Genomic DNA, 19,771 nt, shown 5'->3' on the forward strand with positions numbered 1-19,771 from the left:
TTTAAGAACCCTCCCATATCGCAAATACTTAAATCCATTTTTATTCTCCTTTATTTAACTTATATCGGTTAATTTGATAAAAAATTGATAAGGAATTTATCTTGAAAAATACATTGAAAAAATTAAGGAATTTAAAATAGGAATTTCAAGTTTTATTTTTTAGTGATTGTTTTTTTGAATTGAGATATTTTTTAAATTATTTAAGGGGAAGGGAAGGAGACTTGAATTGCGAAGTCGAACCTTGCCTTCCCCTTAAACCCCTTCCCATCCACTGACAACGCTACTACCCAGAAAAATTGCCTAAAACTCATAACCTTTTTATTCGCTTACGCTCATAAAAAGCCAAATGAGTTTTTTAACGGCAATTTTCCATTATTTTTTACTGTAATTTTGTTCACTAACGCTCACAAAATTACTTTGAAATTCTTAGTTTAAATTCTTTTATTTTTGTGATAGAAATTTGTAGAATTTAAAATAGGAATTTGAAATTACGATTTGTGTAATTTCAAATAAGAGTTAAAAAGCTTTTGTTTAATTTTCTTATATTTCCTTGAAAATTAACGCTGATTGTGTTGTTTTCTACATTTGTTACTTTGCCTATGCCAAATAATTTATGAGATACTAAAGCATTTATTTTAAACTCTGAGCTTTCTTCTTTTACTTCTTCTTTTGCTTTAATAAGCATTATCTCGCTTACAAAAATACTTGGATTTGTTAAATCGTATTGAAAATAAAATTTCTTTTTAGCTCTAGTAATTGCTACATATAAAAGCCTTCGCTCTTCTTCAATATCAACCCCGCCACCCATAAAAGCACAAGGCATTTTGCCATTATCACAATCAATCAAAAATACATAAGAAAACTCAAGCCCCTTGCTAGCATGTATGCTTAAAAGATTTATGCACTCATTACTTTCTTTTAGGATTTGCTCTTGTAAGATGATTTTGTTTAAAAAATTAGTAAGTTTAGTAATATCAGCATTAAAGCCACATTCTCTTCTAATAATATCAAAAAACACCGAGCAGTTTTCTTCTCTTGCCTTTACATTATCAAATAATTTATGAACTTCTAAGCCTAATAATTTATTTAAAAATAAAGCAAATTTATCTTGTGTGTTAGTAAAAAGCTCCACAAAATCATTAATTTCTTTATTTTTAAAACTTGCTAGATTATCCTTTAGGCTCTCAAGTAAAGAAAGCTTAGTAGCGTTTGCCTCTAGCTTTTCTAAGGCTTTTTCACCGAACTTTCTTTTAGGCATATTTATGATTTTTTTGAAAGCTAAATTATCATTATGATTAATATAAAGCCTTAAATAATTTAAAAGCAGTTTTATCTCAGCTCTTTCAAAAAACGGCACCGAGCCTATCACTTTATAGGGAATATTTTCACTAATTAGCCTAGGTTCAATGAAGTTTGCACTCATATTCATTCTATAAATAATACAAATCTCACTAGGTTTTACATCGTTTTCTATAAGTTTTTTTATCTCATAAACTACTTCATGATAATTTTCAAGTCTAGTAATATCATCATCTATTTTATTATTAGTAAAAAGCTCTTTTCCATATCTTGATTTATTGTTTGAGATTACATTGTTTGCATGAGTTAATATAGTTTTCGTGCTTCTATAGTTTTCTTCAAGTTTTATTATCTTTGCACCCTTAAAATCATCAGCAAAACCTAAGATATTTTGCACCCTTGCATGGCGAAATGAATAAATGCTTTGATCATCATCGCCAACTACTACTATATTTTGATGAGCCGTGCAAAGTAGCTTTAATAATTTTAATTGAGCTAGGTTTGTGTCTTGATACTCATCTACCATTATATAAGAGTATTTTTCGCTAACTTTTTTTGCAGTTGCAAGGTTTTGCTTTAAAATATCGTGCGGTAAAATGATTAAATCATCAAAGTCAATTAAATTATCTCTAGTTAAAATTTCTTCGTATTTTATATATATTTCGTGATTTGTATTTGCTGTTTCAAATTCCAAAGTATTTTTTACTTCTTCTATATAAGCAAGAGCTTTTCTTGTTTCATCGTTTAAAAATTCTCTTTCTTCTTTTAAAATTTCTTTATCTTTTTTATCTTTTACTAAGAAATTAATATCATCTAGCCTAATTTTATCTAAGACTAGGCTTTTTATAATGTCTTTTTTATCATCAGTATCAATTAGCCTATAATTTTTTCTTCTACGCCCATCAAGTAATTCTATATATTCACTCAAAAACTCCATTCCAAAGCTATGAAATGTGCTAAGAGTTGGCAAATTTCCACTAAAGCCAATATCATTTAGCATTGAAACTGCTCGCTCTTTCATAGAAGCTGCAGCTTTATTTGTAAATGTAAGGCTTAAGATTGATTCAGGACTAATTCCAACTTCACTTATTAGATAAACTAATCTACTAATCATAGTTTGGGTTTTACCTGTTCCAGCACCTGCTAAAATTAGCAAACTTCCATCTACAAAAGTAGCCGCCTCTTTTTGAGCGGGATTTAGTTTATCTAAATAACTCATTCACAAAACTCCTGAACCATTTTTGAAATTTCATTTATACCTAATTGCCAAAACTCATCACTATTTAAATCAAGACCAAAAAGAGCAACTAATTCGGCTGGTGATTTAGAACCCCCACTTGCTAAAAACTCAGTATAAATATCCACAAAATTAGGGCATTTTCCACTCTTATAAAGTCCAAATAAAGCTAAAACTAATAATTGCGCATAAGAATACGCATAGCAATAAAACGGCGAATGTATAAAATGCGGAATATAGCTAAACCAATATTTATATTTTTTGTGTAATTTTACGCTAGAGCCAAACATTTTTTGCCCTTCAGCTAACCATAAATCGCAAAGCTCATCTACACTTAATTCGCCTTCGTGATTATGTAAAGCAATTTCGAAATTTGTAAAATTAATTTGTCTAAAAAATGTTGCGAAAATATCTTCAATTTTACTTGCTAGAAGTGCTTTTTTCTCCTTTGCACTAAGCGTATCTTTAATAGCGTCATAAGTTAGCATTTCAGCAAATACACTAGCAGTCTCAGCTGTGGTTAATGGAGTGTTTGCATTAAAATATCCAAGCTTTTGCCCAGCTAAACTTTGATGAATTAAATGTCCTAATTCATGAGCTAAGGTAAATAAATCTCTTCTATTATTTGTATGATTTAGCATTACGAATGGTTGTGGATTTATACCATAGCTAAATGCTCCACCACGCTTATTTTTAGCTGGATATACATCAAGTGCATGATTATCCAAAGCTTTTTGCATAATATCAGCAAATTTTGGACTAAATTTATTAAATGTATCTTTTACAACTTTACAAGACTTTTCAAAATCCCAATCATTGCTAGCGTCAGAGTAAAGCGGTGCGTATCTATCATAATCTTTTAGCTCTTTTAAGCCTAGAATTTCACGCTTTTTATTATAATATTTTTCTACTAAATGATAATTGCTTTCAGCAACTTTGATTAAACTCATAACGCTTTCATCACTTATTTGATTGCTTAAATTCCTTGCTCTTAAAGGATTTTCATATCCTCTTAATTCGCATTCGGTTTTGTGATGATTTTTAATCATATTAAAAATAAAGCTTAGAGTTTTGATATTTTTCTTAAGTCCTTTTGTAAGTGCGTCGGCAGCTCTTTTTCTTAAAGCTCTATCAGGACTATAAAGTTTGCTTAGCAATTCTTCTTCGCTAATTTTTTCTAAATCAAGCTTAAAAGTAATATTGCTTAAATACTCATCAAATAATCTTGAAAAGGCTTCATTTCCATTTACGCTCATTTTCATAAATATTTGCTCGTTACTCTTGCTTAGCTGATATTTTTTGCTCTTTAGCCAGTTATTTAGCATATATGAGTATTCGTTACTTTTGTTTGCAATTTCTTGTGCGTTTTCAAGTTCACAAAACTCAATTTCAAAAAATACTAATTTTGAAGAAATTTTCGTACAAATTTCGCTTATTTCTTGCAAAAATGCTCCGTTTGAGCTATCTTTTGCAAAGTTTAAATAAGCATAAGCACCAGCCTTGCTAAGTCCTTCGTAAATATTTTCTAATTCTTTAATTCCTATTTCAAATTCCACGCATTCGTTAAGCTTGTTTTCATATTTACTAGCAAAATCATCGGCTCTTTTTTCTAAATCTTTTAAATTATCATATAAGTCTTCTTTATTTTTATAAATTATGCTTAAATCCCATTCCATTTTAAACCCTACTTAAATCTATTTGTGTATCAGAGCAAATCGCAGAAAATAGCACATCAGTTGAGCTATTTAGTGCAGTTTCAACGCTATCTTGAATAACACCTATTATAAAGCCAACTCCAACTACTTGCATAGCAATATCATCGCTTATTCCAAATAACGAGCAAGCAAGTGGAACTAAAAGTAAAGAACCCCCAGCAACCCCACTAGCCCCACAAGCAGCAAATGCAGCTAAAAAGCTTAATAATAATGCCTGAGTAAAGCTTACATTAATTCCTAGAGTATGCACAGCCGAAAGTGCTAATATAGCAATGGTTACAGCTGCTCCTGCCATATTGATGGTTGCACCTAGTGGAATTGAAACTCCATATAATTCTTTATCTACATTTATTTTTGAGCAAAGTGCCATATTTACAGGAATATTTGCAGCCGAACTTCTAGTAAAGAAAGCATAAATTGCAGAATGTTTTAAACAAACCCAAACCAAAGGATAAGGATTTTTCTTAGTTACAAAAAATACTATTAAAGGATTTATTACAAATGTTACAAATAGCATAGTGCCAACCAAAACTACTAATAACATCGCATAATTTGCCATTGTTTCAATTCCTGTTCTTGCTATATTTGAGCTTACAAGTCCAAAGATTCCAAATGGTGCTAAGCGAACAATAAATGCTACGATTTTAATAGTTCCTTCGTTAATATCTATAAAAACTCTTTTTACTTCTTTTGAACAAGTCTTAAGTGCAATTCCTGCTGCAATTGCCCAAGTTAAAATACCTATATAATTTCCGTTAGCTAAGGCTTTTACAGGGTTTTCAACCATACTAAATAATAAATCTTGAAATACTTTAATAACACTACTAGGTGGGATCAAATCAGTATTTTGTGGGATTTCTAAAATTAGTTTTGTAGGGAATAAAAATGACGCTATAACAGCGCAAACAGAAGCTAAAAATGTTCCTATTAAATATAAAATTATAACTTTTTTAATTTTCTTTGTTCCATCTCCGTATTCTCTAGTAGAAATCGCACTAAGCACTAAAATAAATACTAAAATGGGAGCAATAGCTTTCAATGCACCTATAAAAAAATTACCCAAAAGTGAAGTAAAATCAACCAAACTAGGAACAAAAATTCCAACAATAACACCTAAAATAATGCCTATTAGTATTTGCACTATTAAATTAGTGCTTTTATACCTTGTAATAACTGAACTTAGCATACTCATAAACTCTCCTTAAAAAGGAAAAAATATAGCAAATCACTCTTACAAAACATTAACTATAAAGGCTAAAATTAAGCAAAAATTTATTATAAAGGATAATAAATGTATTTATTTACAAGTGAAGTAGTTAGTGCGGGTCATCCTGATAAATGTGCTGATATCATTGCTGATAGCATAGTTGATTTGCATATAAACTATGATAAAAATGCTCGTGTAGCAAGCGAAGTATTCGTAGCTGGTAAAAATGTAATAATCGGCGGAGAAATCAAATCAAATTTAAAAGTTAGTCAAGAAGAATACGAAGAATTAGTAAAAAACGCTTTAATTAAGATAGGTTATAAAGAAGATTCATATTTTAGCAAGGCTGAGTGCTTACACCCAAGTGATGTTAAAGTGCAAGTTTTATTAAACGAACAAAGTAATGATATTAATCAAGGTGTTGATCAAAAAGACGGCGAAATAGGAGCAGGAGATCAAGGTATGATGTTTGGCTTTGCTAGTAGTGAAGCGCCTGAATTTATGCCTGCTGCAATTTATTATGCAAGATTAATTTGCAATAAAGTTTATGAATACGCTCTAAATAATCCGCATGAGTTTGGAGTTGATATTAAAACTCAAGTTACAATTGATTATGAGAGCAAAGAAAATTACGAAAATTGTAAGCCTAAAAAAATCCATACAATAGTAGTTTCAGCTCCAAGTGTGAGCTCTTTAAGTCTTGATGAGGTTCGCACAAAAATTATGAGTTTAATAGAAAACTCAGGCTTGCCAAAAGAATTATTTAATAAAAATGATTGCATTATTTATATTAATCCAACGGGTCGCTATGTAAATCACTCAAGCCTTCATGATAGTGGTCTTACAGGTAGAAAACTAATAGTAGATAGCTTTGGTGGGTATAGCCCAATAGGTGGCGGAGCACAAAGTTCTAAAGATTATACTAAGGTTGATAGAAGTGGGCTATATGCTGCAAGATACATTGCAAAAAATATCGTAGCAAGTGGCTTAGCTAAAAAGTGCATAGTGCAAATTAGTTACGCAATAGGTATTGCAAAACCAACAAGCGTAAATGTTGATTGTATGGGAACAAATACAAGTGTAGATGATAATATTTTAAGTGCATTTGTTGAAAGCAATTTCGCTTTAACTCCTAGATGGATTAAAGAAAAATTTAGATTAGATGAGCCAAGCAAAGCAGGATTTTCTTATGCTGATGTGGCAACTTACGGACAAGTTGGCGTTGCATCATATCCTTGGGAAAAGCTTGATAGCGTTGAGATTTTTAAAAGTTTAGCGAAATGAAAGTAGGAGTTGTTGGATTAGGTGCAGTTGGCAGTGCAGCTTCTTTTATGATTGCAAGTTGCAATATAGCAAACGAACTTTATTTGTTTGATAAGATTCAAGGTCTTGCACTTGCAAGTATGCAAGATCTTGAAGATTCGTTAGAATATACGAATTCAAATTCTAAAATAATTGCAGCAAATAATTTAAGCGAATTAGTTAAATGTGATGTTATTGTTCTAGCTTATACAGCTTGTATTGAGCCTGATAGAACGCTTGAGCTTAAGGCAAATTATGAACCTTTAAAAGAAATCATTAAAGGTTTAGATGGTTTTAAAGGTATTTTTGTAATCGCTACTAATCCAAACGATAGCATAGTTTATTATGCTCAAAAATTAAGCAAAATTGATGCTACAAAAGTAATAGGAACAGGAACTACCCTAGATAGTGCAAGAGTAAAGATTGAGATAGCAAAAAGAACTAATGTTTCGTATAAAAATATAAATGCTTATATGTTAGCAGAGCATGGAGATACTCAGTTTTTATATGCTAGTAATGCTAGTATTGCGGGTAAAAATATAAGCGAATTTAATTTAAATTTAGAAGAAATTGAAAATAAAGCTCGTTTTAAAGGCGGAGAGATTTTTAAGGTTAAAGGCAAAACGGAATTTGGAATAGGAAGTACGATTGCAAGAATTATTAAGGCTATTAAAGATGATGAGAATTTAATCACTCCTTTAAGTTTCGTTCAAGGCAATTTAGCTTATTCTCGCCCTGTTATTTTAGGCAAAGGTGGGATTAAAAAAGTTCTTGATTTAAACCTAAGCGAAAGCGAAAAAGAAAAGTTAGAAATTTCAAAAAACTATATTTTAAAAACCATAAACTCAGTTGTTAATTTTTTATAATTTTTGTTTAATATACCTTTAAGATATTAAAGGGGTTAAAATTGTTAGAAAACGAAACTAGAACAAAATATATTGACATAAAATTAGAAAACGCTGGGTGGCTTAGGGAAAACATTAAGAAAGAGTATTATTTCACCGATGGTAGGATACTAATCGGCGGTAAGCGTGGGGCTAGAAAATTCGCTGATTATTTACTACATCATAAAAACAACAACCTTGCAATAATAGAAGCCAAAAGGATAGGCAAAAGCTGCCTTGACGGCTTACAGCAAGGCAAAGAATATGCCAAAATCCTAAATATCCGCTATGTATATTCAACCAATGGGCGTGAGCTTTATGAGTATGATATGCATTTATCAAAGGGCGAATTTATAGATGAATTCCCAAGCCCTGATGAACTATACCAAAAAACCTTTGGCGAGTTAGCAAAGCAAAACCTTTTAAGCCAAAAAGAGCTTGTAGTAGAAAACAAACAGCTAAGATATTATCAAAAAATAGCCGTTGATAGCGTGATAAAAGGCATTTTACAAAACAAATCAAGAATGCTTCTAACCCTAGCCACAGGCACAGGCAAGACCACGATAGCCTTTGCGATAGTTACAAGACTACTTAACGCTGGATGGAACAAAGATAGCGCCAAAAGAAAACCAAAAATCCTTTTTCTATGCGATAGAATAAGCCTAAGAAATCAAGCCTTAGGAGAGTTTAACCCCATAGAAAATGACTGCGTTAGCCTAGAATCAAGCCAAAAAGACGGCATGATAAAAAGTGCAAATGTGTATTTTGGCATATATCAAAGCCTAGCAAGTGAAGACAAAAATTACAATGAGTTTTATACTAAATTTCCAAAAGACTTTTTTGACCTTATAATCATTGATGAGTGTCATAGGGGTGGAGCGAACGAAAACGGCTCATGGCAAGAGATTTTAAAATACTTTGAAAGTGCAACCCAACTAGGCTTAACAGCCACACCAAAAAGAGATGATAATGTGGATACTTACAAATACTTTGGCGAAAGTATCTATAAATACAGCCTAAAAGACGGCATAAACGATGGATTTTTGACCCCGTATAAGGTAAAAAAGCTAAGCACAAGCCTAAGCGATGGCTATATTTATAGCACTGGCGATATAGTAAAAGGAGAGCTAGAAAAACCATGCTATAAATTTAGCGAGTTTGAAAAAAACATAAGCATACCAGCCTACAACGACCTAGTAGCAAGGCTAATCCTAGAAAATATGGAAGATTCTATGGATAAGACCATCATCTTTTGTGCTAATCAAAAACACGCAAGTGAAATAAGACACTACATTGATAAACACAAAAGCGTAAATCACAACGACTATTGCGTAAGGGTTACTAGTGATGAAGGTAAAATCGGGCTTGATTATCTAAACCTTTTTCAAGACAATGACAAAGCCTACCCAGTGATACTCACAAGCTCAAAAATGCTAACCACAGGAGTAGATGCTAGAAATGTTAGAAATATAGTTTTGCTTTCAAACATCGCATCTATGGTAGAGTTTAAACAAATCATAGGTAGAGGAACTAGAGTTTATAAAGGCAAGGATTTTTTCACGATAATTGATTTTACTAACTCAACCGAGCTTTTTTATGATAGCGAGTGGGACGGCGAGATGATGAGTGATGAGCCTATCAAGCTAAAGCCAAAGAGCAAAGAAGAAAAAGAACCGAAAGAAATCTCAAAAAAGCCAAGCAAAGATAAGCCAGTGGTATATCTTGGCAAATACCCAAGACTAGAAAAGGTAGAGACAAAATACATCCTAAATGATGATATCCCACTAGATACAAAAGAGTTTTTAGAAGCAGTGCTAGGCAAAGTTAGAGCAGTCGTAGCAAACGAGCAAATGCTAAGGCAAATTTGGAGTGAGAAAAAAAACTAGGCTTGAGTTTTTAAAGACTTTAGAAGCAAATGGCATAAGTGATGAAGACCTAGAAGAGCTAAAGCATATACTAAATGCTGATGATTGTGATTTGTATGATGTGTTTGCTTATCTTAGTTTTGGGGCGTTTAAAAAGAGCAGAAAGGACAGAGTGCAAAGTCTTAAAAATACGGAGTTTATAAAGGATATCAAAGATGATAATGCTTTGGCTTTTATGAATTTTTTGCTTGATAAATACGAAAGATTTGGCATAAAAGAATTTGACGCAGGACTTGGCACCTTGCTAACAAATAGCACGCTAGATAAGGACAAAATCGCACAAGGCTTTGGCTCAAAAGAGCTACTCAAGGCAAGTTTTGAAAAGCTCCAAGAAGAGCTTTTTAGGGTATAAAGGAGATTAAATGATAAAGCAATTTAAAGAAATTAATTTTGGTTCTTATAAAGATTTTAAATGGAAATGGACTGATGAAAAATATAATTTTAATAAAATAAATATTATTTATGGTCGTAATTATTCAGGCAAAACTACCCTTTCAAGGATAGCTAGAAGTTTTGAACTTAAAAATATTCATAAAGACTTTGGCGGTTCTAGCTTTAAAATATCTTTAGAAAATGGTGAAATCACTGAAAAAGATATAGAAAATCACTCACTAAACATTAAGGTTTATAATAGTGATTTTATAAAGGACAACCTAAGCTATTTATATGATGACAATGGAGATATAAAAGGATTTAAAACTTTAGGAGAAAAAAATACAAATCTACTTAAAGAAATAGAAGAATTAGAAAATAAGCTTGGTAAAAAAAGCTCTAATGAAGAAAACGCAAGTGGTTTGTATTTAGAATTAGAAATTTTAGAAAAAGAATACGAATTGGTGAGCAATGATTTAAATAAAAAGAAGAATGATTTAGAAAAAGCATTAACAGATAAAGCAAAAAATATTAGTGCAAATCGATATCTTGTAGAACATGGTAAAACATATAATAAGCCAGATTTAAAAAGAGAATTAAAGTATGTCTTAGAATATTATATGCAAACAGATTTATTGAGAAAAGTTATCGATATTAAAGAATTGGAAAATTTATATGATAAACTAATAAAACAAAATAATAAGTATAAAAAAATAGAAGCGCAACGGCAAGTAAGTTCTGAAACAACAAAACAAAAAAATAAAGAATTAGAATATATTATTAATGAAATTAATGTTAGCTCTATTGGTAGATATATCAAGATTAGCTACAATTATGATAAATTATTATCTGAGTTAAAGCATTTGATGAAAAAATTAAAAAACAACTCTTTTACTATAAATAACATTGAAAAAGAAGAATTAATAAGAATAATTAAATATGAAAAATTAGAAAAAATTGATTTTAAAATTAATTTTAGCAATGAAGTATTTTCAAAAATTTTAGAAAAAGTAAAATTATTATTATCTACAAAAATAATCGATCACTTTAATATAACTGTTGAACTTAGAAATTGGTTAAAAGATGGAGTTGCAATACATAATAACGATAATAATATGTGTAAATTTTGTCATAATAACCTATCAAAAGAAAGATGGGGTGAGTTAGAAAATATTATAAATTTTAAAATAGAAGAAGTTCAAAAATTGCAAAATTCATTAAAAAATATTCAAAATAAAATTAATAAGTCAATGCTTAATGAAGAATATCTATTAAATAAACTTACAAAATATAATTTTTATTCTCATTTACAATTAAATTTTGAAAAAAAGGTTAAAACATTACAAACACGAATTAAAAAGTATAATAAATCCCTTACCTTAATAAAATCAAATATAGAAAAAAAATTAAAAAATGTTTATGAACCGATAATTTTAAACAACATATTTGATAACACAAAAGGTGTATTTTCTGTTTTACAACTTATAGATAAAATATGCAATACAAACAATATGTATGGAGAAAACTTAGAAAAAGAAAAGTTAAAAACTTTTGAAGTTTTGCGATATGAAGAAATAATACAATATTATTTTGATAGTAAATATGGAATAAAAATAATAGATATAAAAAATCTTGAAAATAAAAAATATAGATTAAAGAATAATATTGCTACAGTTAAGGAAAAAATAAAAGAACAAAAAAATGAAATTAAAGCCAAACAAAAAATTCTTTCTCACCTTGATTTGTCAGTAAAAAATATAAATAAATATTTAAAATCATATTTTGGACATAATGCTTTAGAAATTGAGATTGGAGAAGATAGTAATGAAAGGCAAACTTTTACTATTTTAAGAAACAAAAAACCAGCAAAAAACCTAAGCGAAGGCGAATGTAATTTGGTAGCTTTTTGCTATTTTATAGCGATTTTAAAAGCGGAAGATAATACCTTAAAGCCTATAATTTGGATTGACGACCCTATCTCAAGCCTTGATAATAACCATATCTTTTTTATTTTTTCTCTTATAGAGAATGAGATAATACGAAAAGAATTTGATAATCAAATATTTATATCTACTCATAATTTGGAATTTTTAAAATATTTAAAAAGGTTAAAGAAAAGCAAACCTAAACAAAACGATGAAGATAAAACCGAATATTATTATCCACAATATTATTTGATTGAAAAAAATATTCATGAAGATATAGAAACAAGTGAGATTAAAAAATTGCCTAAATACTTAGAAAAGTACACAACAGAATTTAATTATCTTTTTGAACAAATTTATAATTTTAGATATATAAATGATGTAGAAAATGAAGATTTAGAAGCTACTCTTGTTTATAATTTTGGAAATAATCTAAGAAAATTCCTTGAAATTTATTTATTTTTTAAATACCCAAATAATTTTGAAAGCTTAGATAGGGAACAAATTGAAAGATTTATTCACGATACATATCAAAATGATAATCTTGAAAGAAGTCAAAAAATAATAGCGAGTATTATAAATAGATATCAAAATGAATATTCACATTTAAGAGATATGTTAGATAGAGGGATGCAACCTATTGATATAAAAGAGGCTAAAGAAATAGCTAGTTTTCTTTTAAAAGTAATGAAAAAAAATGATAAGAAACAATTTAAAGCCTTAGAAAGAAGTATAAGTAAAGCAACAGTTGGAACAGAAAATAAGTTAGAACAAAAAGGTGATAAATGACAAAATTACCGAATGGTTGGGAAGTTAAAAAGCTTGAAGAAGTTGCCACAATAGTAACGGGCAACACTCCAAGCAAAAAGAACTTGGATTTTTATGGCAATGATTATCCATTTTTTAAGCCTAGTGATTTTGATAGTACATATGAGCTTACAACAGCAGGAGACAATCTTTCATCATTAGGCTTTAAAAACGCTAGACAATTACCACCAAAAACCATACTTGTAGTATGTATAGGCTCGCTTGGTAAGGTTGGGCTGACTAGGGTTCAAGGTAGTTGCAACCAACAAATAAACGCAATAATCCCAAACGATAATTTATTATCAGAATATGTTTATTATTTTTGCATTTCACCTAGCTTTCAAAAAACAATGTTTTTACAAGCACCTAAAACCACCTTACCTATTTTAAATAAAAAAGAATTTTCAAAGCTTACAATAACATTACCACCATTAGAAGAGCAAGAGCGTATCGCAAAAGAGCTAGAAAGCAAAGCAAATACCATAAAAGAGCTAAAAGAGCTTTATACAAAAAGGCTAAAAGATTATGAAGAGTTAAAAGAAAGCTTACTAGACTTAGCCTTTAAGGGTGGGTTGTGAGTGGAATTTAAATCCGTAATTTAGCTTAAATTTCGTTTGTTTGGAAGTGGAATTTGAATTAGGAATTTCGTTTGTTTATAATTTCAAACAAGTTACATTTGAGTTAAAAATACACGAAATAAATTTTAAGCTTGATATGTTAAAAAATCTCGTAATTTTTAACATAAAAGCCTAATATGTTAAAAAATTAACATATCAAAAAGATATAAAAGGACAAAAATGCAAAACAAAATAGACCAAATAACAGACATTTTAAGGCGTGATGATGGCATAAGTGGGGCTATGCATTATACGGAGCAAATTAGCTGGATACTATTTTTAAAATTCTTAGATGATTATGAAAAAGAGCTTGAAGAAAAGGCGTTTTATGATGATAAGGAGTATGTAAGCATACTGGAAAGCAAATTTGCGTGGAGCAGTTGGGCAGCACCTAAAAAAGAAGATGGCACACTAGATACCAAAAACGCCCTAAGCGGTGATGATTTGACTAATTTTGTAAATAATGAACTTTTTGTCTATCTAAAAAGCTTTAAAAATAACGATGATTTTAAAAGCATTGAGTATAAAATCGGCGGTATTTTTGAAAATATTGACAACAGAATAAGCAGCGGACACACGCTAAGAGATATCATAAATATCATTGATGAATGTAGCTTTAGCAAAGATGATGATGCGTTTGCATTAAGCCTAGTGTATGAAAAGCTTTTAAAAGATATGGGGAGTGATGGGGGAAATAGTGGGGAGTTTTATACCCCAAGACCACTTATAAAAGCTATCGTTGAAGTGATAAACCCAAAGGCAAATGAGCGTGTGTATGACCCTGCCTGTGGTAGCTGTGGATTTTTGTGTGAGAGCTTTTTGCATGTGATGAGAGATAAAACAAGCCTTAGCAATGATGAGATAGATTTTATGCAAAATGACGCCTTGCACGGCAAGGAAAAGACCCCGCTAAGCTATGCAATGGGTGTGATGAATATGATTTTACACGGCATAAAATCTCCAAATATCATCAAAACAAACACGCTAAATAAAAAAATCACCGATATAAGCGAAGATGATAGATATGAAATAATCCTAGCAAATCCACCATTTGGTGGCAAAGAAAAAGAGCAAATCCAAAACAACTTTTTAGTAAAATCAAACGCCACTGAGCTATTATTTTTACAACATATCCTAAAAAGCCTTAAGATAAATGGCAGATGTGCTGTGGTAGTGCCTGAAGGAGTGCTGTTTCAAAACTCAAACGCTTTTACTAGTGTAAAGCAAGATTTGGTAAATGAGTATAATTTAGAGTGCGTTTTAAGCCTTCCTAGCGGGGTGTTTTTGCCTTATAGTGCTGTAAAGACTAATGTGCTGTTTTTCTCGCTTGGTAAAAGGTTTTTAAATGATAGTGATGAGGTGTATTATTATGAGCTAGTGCCACCTTATAAACTCACTAAAAATAAGCCTTTAGAATATGAGCATTTTAAAGATTTTCTAGCTTGTGTTAAAGAGCGTAAAATCACTGATAATTCTTGGCTTGTAAGTAAAAGCGAACTTGCTAGTAAAAACTATGATTTAAGTGCAAAAAATCCAAACATAAAAGAAGAAAAAGAGCTAAGAAGTGTAGATGAAATTCTAAGCTCACTTAGCAAAAACCTAGAAAAATCAAACGAACTTTTAAAGAATTTGAAATAGGAATTAAGATGATTAAAAAAGACTTGATTATATTTTCTAATTTAAGGCAGATAAAAGATTATATAAAAAATCTTAAAAATGATGGTTTTTTTGCGACTACGATTAGCATTAATGAATTTTTTCAAGATTACGCGATAAATGATAAAAGAAGAGCGACTGAAGTAGAGCAAATCATCGCAATGAATAGGGCTTGTAATAAAACTAAAGATTATAAAAAGCTTAATTTTTCAAATGATTTTTTAAGTTTTTTAAAAAATAAAGAATATTTATTCTCATTTTTTAGCGAATTAAATAGCCAAAAAGTAAGCATAAATGATTTAAGAAATAATGATTTATATAGCTTTTTTGATGAATATTTAGACATTTTAGAAGAGTGTTTAAAGCATTATAAAAATGAACTAGATAGCCAAAATTTATATGATGATATAACGATTAATGAGCTTAGACCTAATTATTTTTTATTAAATCAATTTAAATCAATTACCTTTTATTTAAACGGCTTTTTAAAGCAATATGAATTAGAGTTTTTTGAAAAGTTATCAAATGAAACTAATGTAAAAATCATCACAAATATAAGCGATTACAACGCAAATTTATTAAAAAAATCTTTTAAAATAGACTTTAAGCCAAATCATACTTATACTTTAAGCTTTAATAATTCTTGGCAAATCTTAGAGCAAACTGGGCTAAATTATAATAACACTATAAAAACTGCTTCGTTTAAAAGCTCAATTTATCAATACATTTATGCACTTAGTTTAATTTCAAAATATTATCAAGATGATAAACAAATCGCACTTATTATGCCAGATGAAAGTGTTGCAAGTAGCTTAAAAGCTCTTGATATTCATAATTATTTAAATATAGCAAGTGGGCTAAACTCAAACGAAATCGCACAAAAACTAAATGCTATTTTAAACGAAGATGAAATAGCAACTTTACAAAAAAAATTGCTGGGTTGTATTGAGCTTAATAAAAATGATTTTGATAAATTAAAAGAACAACTATTAAGCCTTAGTAAAAACGCTGAAGTTAAAGAAATCTTAAAAAATCGCTTAAATGAAATAAAGCTTTTAAATGATGAGTTTAAATTAGACTTTTCGCAAATTATAAAACTACTTGACGCTAATAACATTAAAATTTCTCATACAAACGGCGGAAATGTTGATGCTCTAGGAGTGCTAGAAAGTCGTGGAATGAGTAAGGATATAGTAATCGTTCTTGATTTTAACGATGATTTAGTGCCAAAAAGAAGTGTGAATGAAATGTTTTTAAACAACGCAGTTCGCACAAAGGCTGGGCTAATTAGCTATGCTGATAGAGAAAATTTACAAAGACATTATTATAAAGAGCTTTTTAATGCTAAGGAAGTTTTTGTTTTATACCTTGAAAACGAAGAAAAATCACCTGCTAGAATGCTAAAAGATTTTAATTGCCAAAAACAAATCGTAGATGAAAAAGGGCTTATAGAGTCGTTTTTAAAGGCATTTAATGGCAAAACAAAAGCAAATGAAAACATACTTGAGCCTGATTTAGAACTTATAAAAAATCATGATTTTTTTGCAGAGCCACTGAGTTTTTCAAGATTATCATGCTATTTAAACTCGCCTTATGAATATTATTTAAAGTATATTTTAAAATTAAGCGAGCCAAGTAATTTAAACGAAAAAGCAGCAATCGGGCTAAAGGTTCATGAGTTTTTTCAAAATGCTGATTTTAAGAATTTGAAATCGGAATTTGAAAAAGAGCTAAAAGATAATTTAAGCCCTATTGATTATGCTTTAATATACGATAATTTAGATGAAATCGCGTATTATATTAATAATAATCAGCCAAGTGCAAAATGTGAAGAAAAAATCTCGGGTAAAATCGCAAACATTAATGCCTACGGGATTGCTGATAGAATAAATGATGAGCTAATAATTGATTATAAGACTTCAAACAAGCCAAACTCAAGTAAAAATCATGAAAAACAATTAGCATTTTATGCAATGCTTTTAGATAAGCCTTTAATACAAACAGCTTTAATTTATCTAAAAAGCACTCGTGGGGCTGTGCTTGAATGCAATAGATTTGATAAATTATCTAAAGAAATTGAAAACGATATCGCAACGCTAAAAGATGGCTTTATTTTAGATAAAAACGAAAACGCTTACGGCTATTATCATCTAATAATCAATAAAAAGGACAGAGCATGAAACATATCGCATTATCAGCAAGTGCTGGAAGTGGCAAGACATTTACCTTAAGTATTAGATATATTGCTCTAGTTTTAAGTGGTGCTAGTATTAATGATATAGTAGCTCTTACATTTACAAAAAAAGCTGTAAATGAGATGAAAGAAAGAATTACAAATGTATTTTTAAATCTTGAAAATAGAGCTGCTGAACTAAAAGTTTTGCAAGATTCATTAGGCTTAAGTGCAGAGCAAATCATAAATACACGAAATAAATTCTTAAAAAACTTTAAAGAAGATGAGCTTAGGATTTATACTTTTGATAGCTTTTTTTCTAAGATTTTAAGGCTTTTTGCAACTCATGAGGGCTTAAGCGTTGATGCGGAATTAATTGATTATTTAGACATTAAAGAAGAGTTTTTAAAGTCTTTAGATACAAATGAAGCCATAAAATTAGTAAAAGACTTAAAAGATTTTAATATGAGCTTAGGAGATTTTTTAAACTGGCTTGAGAGTTTATATTTAAATTACACAGGCGAAAAAATCATAAATGATATAGAAATTATTAGCCCTTTTGATGAGTTTTTAAGGCTTAAAGATAATTTTACTGGAGCGAATAAAAAAGTTGATGAATGGCTTGGCAAAATTACGGATTTAAATTCTTTACTTTCTAGCTCACTTTTAGACGCTAGTAAATCAAATGTGCAAAAAGCCCTAGATTTGCCAACTTTTGCAGCTGCTTATGAAGAATTATTATCAATCGTTGCTAAATATTACGGCTTTTTAGAAAGCAATCAATTAAAATTATGCTTTAATTACTTAGATAAATTTAGCGAAGTTGCGAAAAACTATCATAAAGAGCAAAATATTTTAAGCTTTAGTGATGTTGCGATTTATGTTCATAAAATATTGCAAAATAAGGATTTAAAAGACCTTTTTTATTTTAGACTTAACTCAAACTTAAGCCATCTTTTAATAGATGAGTTTCAAGATACTTCAGTTATTCAATATGAAATAATTAAGCCTTTGGTTGAAGAAATAGTGGCTGGAATTGGCATAGATGATAAGCAAAAAAGCTTTTTTTATGTAGGAGATAAAAAGCAATCAATTTATTCATTTAGGGGTGCTAAGCAAGAAGTATTTGATTTATTTCACAAAAACAAAACCTATAATATAACCTTGCAAAATCTTGATACCAATTATCGCAGTAAAAAAGCCATAGTAGAGTTTGTAAATAATAATTTTAAAAATCTTTATGATGATTATTACGAGCAATTAGTTGCAAGTAAAGAAAACGGAGCTGTAAGCAAAATAATCACCGAAAATTACTTAAGTGATGTTTATAAAAAAATTGCAAGTTTGCTACAAAATGGAGCAAAATTAGATGATATTTGCATACTTACAAGAGATAATGCAAATGCAAATGAAATAGCTAATTTTTTAAATGAATTTGGCTTAAAAACTAATGTAAATAATAATTCTTTGTTGGTTTCAAAAATGAGCGTTAGGGTTTTAATAGAATTTGCTAAATACTCTCTTTTAGAAGATGAAATTTATGGCTATTTTGTAAAGTCTGTGCTAGGCAAGGATTATTCAAAGCTTAAAATTGATATTACAAAAAGTGCTTATGAGATTTATAACGAAATAATCACTCATCTTGATTTATGTAAAGATGAATATGTTTTAGAGTTTTTAGATGATATTAGCTCTAAAGATTTTTTAGATACTATTTTTAATCTTAGCAGCAAACTTGCATCAAGCAATGAAGCAAAAGGCATAAATATTATGACAATTCATAAGAGTAAAGGCTTACAATTTGAGCATTTAATCTGCGTTCATTTAAGTAAAAATGCTCCACATGATACAGGGCTTAAAATTGAATATGATTTTTCTAGCCACAAATGGTATGGCTTTAAAAAAGACGCTAGTGCTATTAGAAATCTTAGATGTGTATATGATAAAGATTATGCAAAAAAGCTTGAAATTTATGAAAACACGAAAAAAAATGATGAGATAAATACCTATTATGTAGCTTATACAAGAGCGATTAGCTCACTTTGTATCGTTATGAATGAAGGAGCTGGGCTTAATGGGATTAATTATGCTGAAATTACTAATGAGAGCTTAGATGATGATTTGCTTAATTTTAGATATAAAGAAAATGAAGCAAGTGTTATAAATATCAGCTATGAGTTTAATCCTTGCGTGCCACTTCAAAATGTAAAGGCTAAAGAGTTTAGCACTGATGCGATTATGCTAGGAAACGCATTTCACTATTTTTGTGAATTAAGCGATTTTAATGATGAAAGTTTAAATGAGTGCTTAAGACTTGCATATAATAAGTTTAATCAAGTGGATTTTGATAAATTAAAAAAACTTTGCGAAGATTTGCTTAAATGCGTGGAGTTTAAAGAACTAATCAAAAATCATAATTTGGTTAAAGAATATAACTTTTTGTATGAGAATAAAGTGAATAGAATAGATTTATTAGCTATTAGTGATGATGAGATTAAGATAATTGATTATAAAAGCTCATTTTTTAATAAATCTTATGAAAAACAGCTAAAAACTTATGAAAGCTTTATAAAAACTAATTTTTCTAATCATAAAATTAGCTCTTATGTAGTGTTTTATGAAAATGAAAGTTTTAATATAAAAAGAATTTGA

10 protein-coding genes and 1 pseudogene are annotated in these 19,771 nt (G+C 29.5%); 8 read left to right on the forward strand and 3 right to left on the reverse strand.

Annotated features, from left to right (window positions below):
• Positions 1-505: 505 nt before the first annotated feature.
• Genes AC1B00_RS03515 through sstT form a run of 3 tightly spaced genes read right to left on the reverse strand, consistent with a single transcriptional unit; the run spans position 506 to position 5,437 of the window.
• Positions 506-2,518 carry an ATP-dependent helicase gene (locus tag AC1B00_RS03515; protein ID WP_488848145.1) on the reverse strand — a complete coding sequence of 671 codons (2,013 nt, stop codon included), beginning with the start codon at positions 2,516-2,518 and terminating at the stop codon, positions 506-508.
• A complete protein-coding gene (locus AC1B00_RS03520; protein WP_488848147.1) occupies positions 2,515-4,212 on the reverse strand; it encodes a M3 family oligoendopeptidase in 1,698 nt (565 codons plus the stop codon). Before AC1B00_RS03520 ends, AC1B00_RS03515 begins: the two co-directional genes overlap by 4 nt.
• A gap of 1 nt (position 4,213) precedes the next feature.
• Complete coding sequence (sstT, locus tag AC1B00_RS03525) at positions 4,214-5,437, reverse strand: serine/threonine transporter SstT (RefSeq protein ID WP_488848256.1); 1,224 nt, start codon at positions 5,435-5,437, stop codon at positions 4,214-4,216.
• 105 nt (positions 5,438-5,542) lie between these two features.
• Between sstT and metK the strand changes: the two genes are divergently transcribed.
• The 8 genes and pseudogenes from metK (at position 5,543) to AC1B00_RS03565 (ending at position 19,771) form a co-directional block, all read left to right on the forward strand.
• Complete coding sequence (gene metK / locus AC1B00_RS03530) at positions 5,543-6,742, forward strand: methionine adenosyltransferase (RefSeq protein ID WP_488848149.1); 1,200 nt, start codon at positions 5,543-5,545, stop codon at positions 6,740-6,742.
• Positions 6,739-7,626: a lactate/malate family dehydrogenase gene (locus tag AC1B00_RS03535; RefSeq protein ID WP_488848151.1), complete on the forward strand. Its 888-nt coding sequence runs from the start codon at positions 6,739-6,741 to the stop codon at positions 7,624-7,626. Before metK ends, AC1B00_RS03535 begins: the two co-directional genes overlap by 4 nt.
• A 23-nt stretch (positions 7,627-7,649) precedes the next feature.
• Positions 7,650-9,921: pseudogene (gene hsdR, locus AC1B00_RS03540) on the forward strand (EcoAI/FtnUII family type I restriction enzme subunit R).
• Between the two features lie 10 nt (positions 9,922-9,931).
• Positions 9,932-12,655, forward strand: a complete 2,724-nt coding sequence (locus tag AC1B00_RS03545) for an AAA family ATPase (protein WP_488848152.1) — start codon at positions 9,932-9,934, stop codon at positions 12,653-12,655.
• On the forward strand, positions 12,652-13,251 hold the full coding sequence (locus tag AC1B00_RS03550; protein WP_488848153.1) for a restriction endonuclease subunit S: 600 nt from the start codon (positions 12,652-12,654) through the stop codon (positions 13,249-13,251). The genes AC1B00_RS03545 and AC1B00_RS03550 overlap by 4 nt, the downstream gene beginning before the upstream one ends.
• A gap of 219 nt (positions 13,252-13,470) precedes the next feature.
• Positions 13,471-14,928 (forward strand): type I restriction-modification system subunit M, encoded by a 1,458-nt coding sequence (locus AC1B00_RS03555; RefSeq protein ID WP_488848154.1) that lies wholly within the window; start codon positions 13,471-13,473, stop codon positions 14,926-14,928.
• An 8-nt stretch (positions 14,929-14,936) separates the two neighbouring features.
• Positions 14,937-17,126 carry a RecB family exonuclease gene (locus tag AC1B00_RS03560; RefSeq protein WP_488848155.1) on the forward strand — a complete coding sequence of 730 codons (2,190 nt, stop codon included), beginning with the start codon at positions 14,937-14,939 and terminating at the stop codon, positions 17,124-17,126.
• Positions 17,123-19,771, forward strand: a complete 2,649-nt coding sequence (locus tag AC1B00_RS03565; protein WP_488848156.1) for a UvrD-helicase domain-containing protein — start codon at positions 17,123-17,125, stop codon at positions 19,769-19,771. The genes AC1B00_RS03560 and AC1B00_RS03565 overlap by 4 nt, the downstream gene beginning before the upstream one ends.

It is taken from the genome of Campylobacter sp. DY7, from assembly GCF_057802535.1.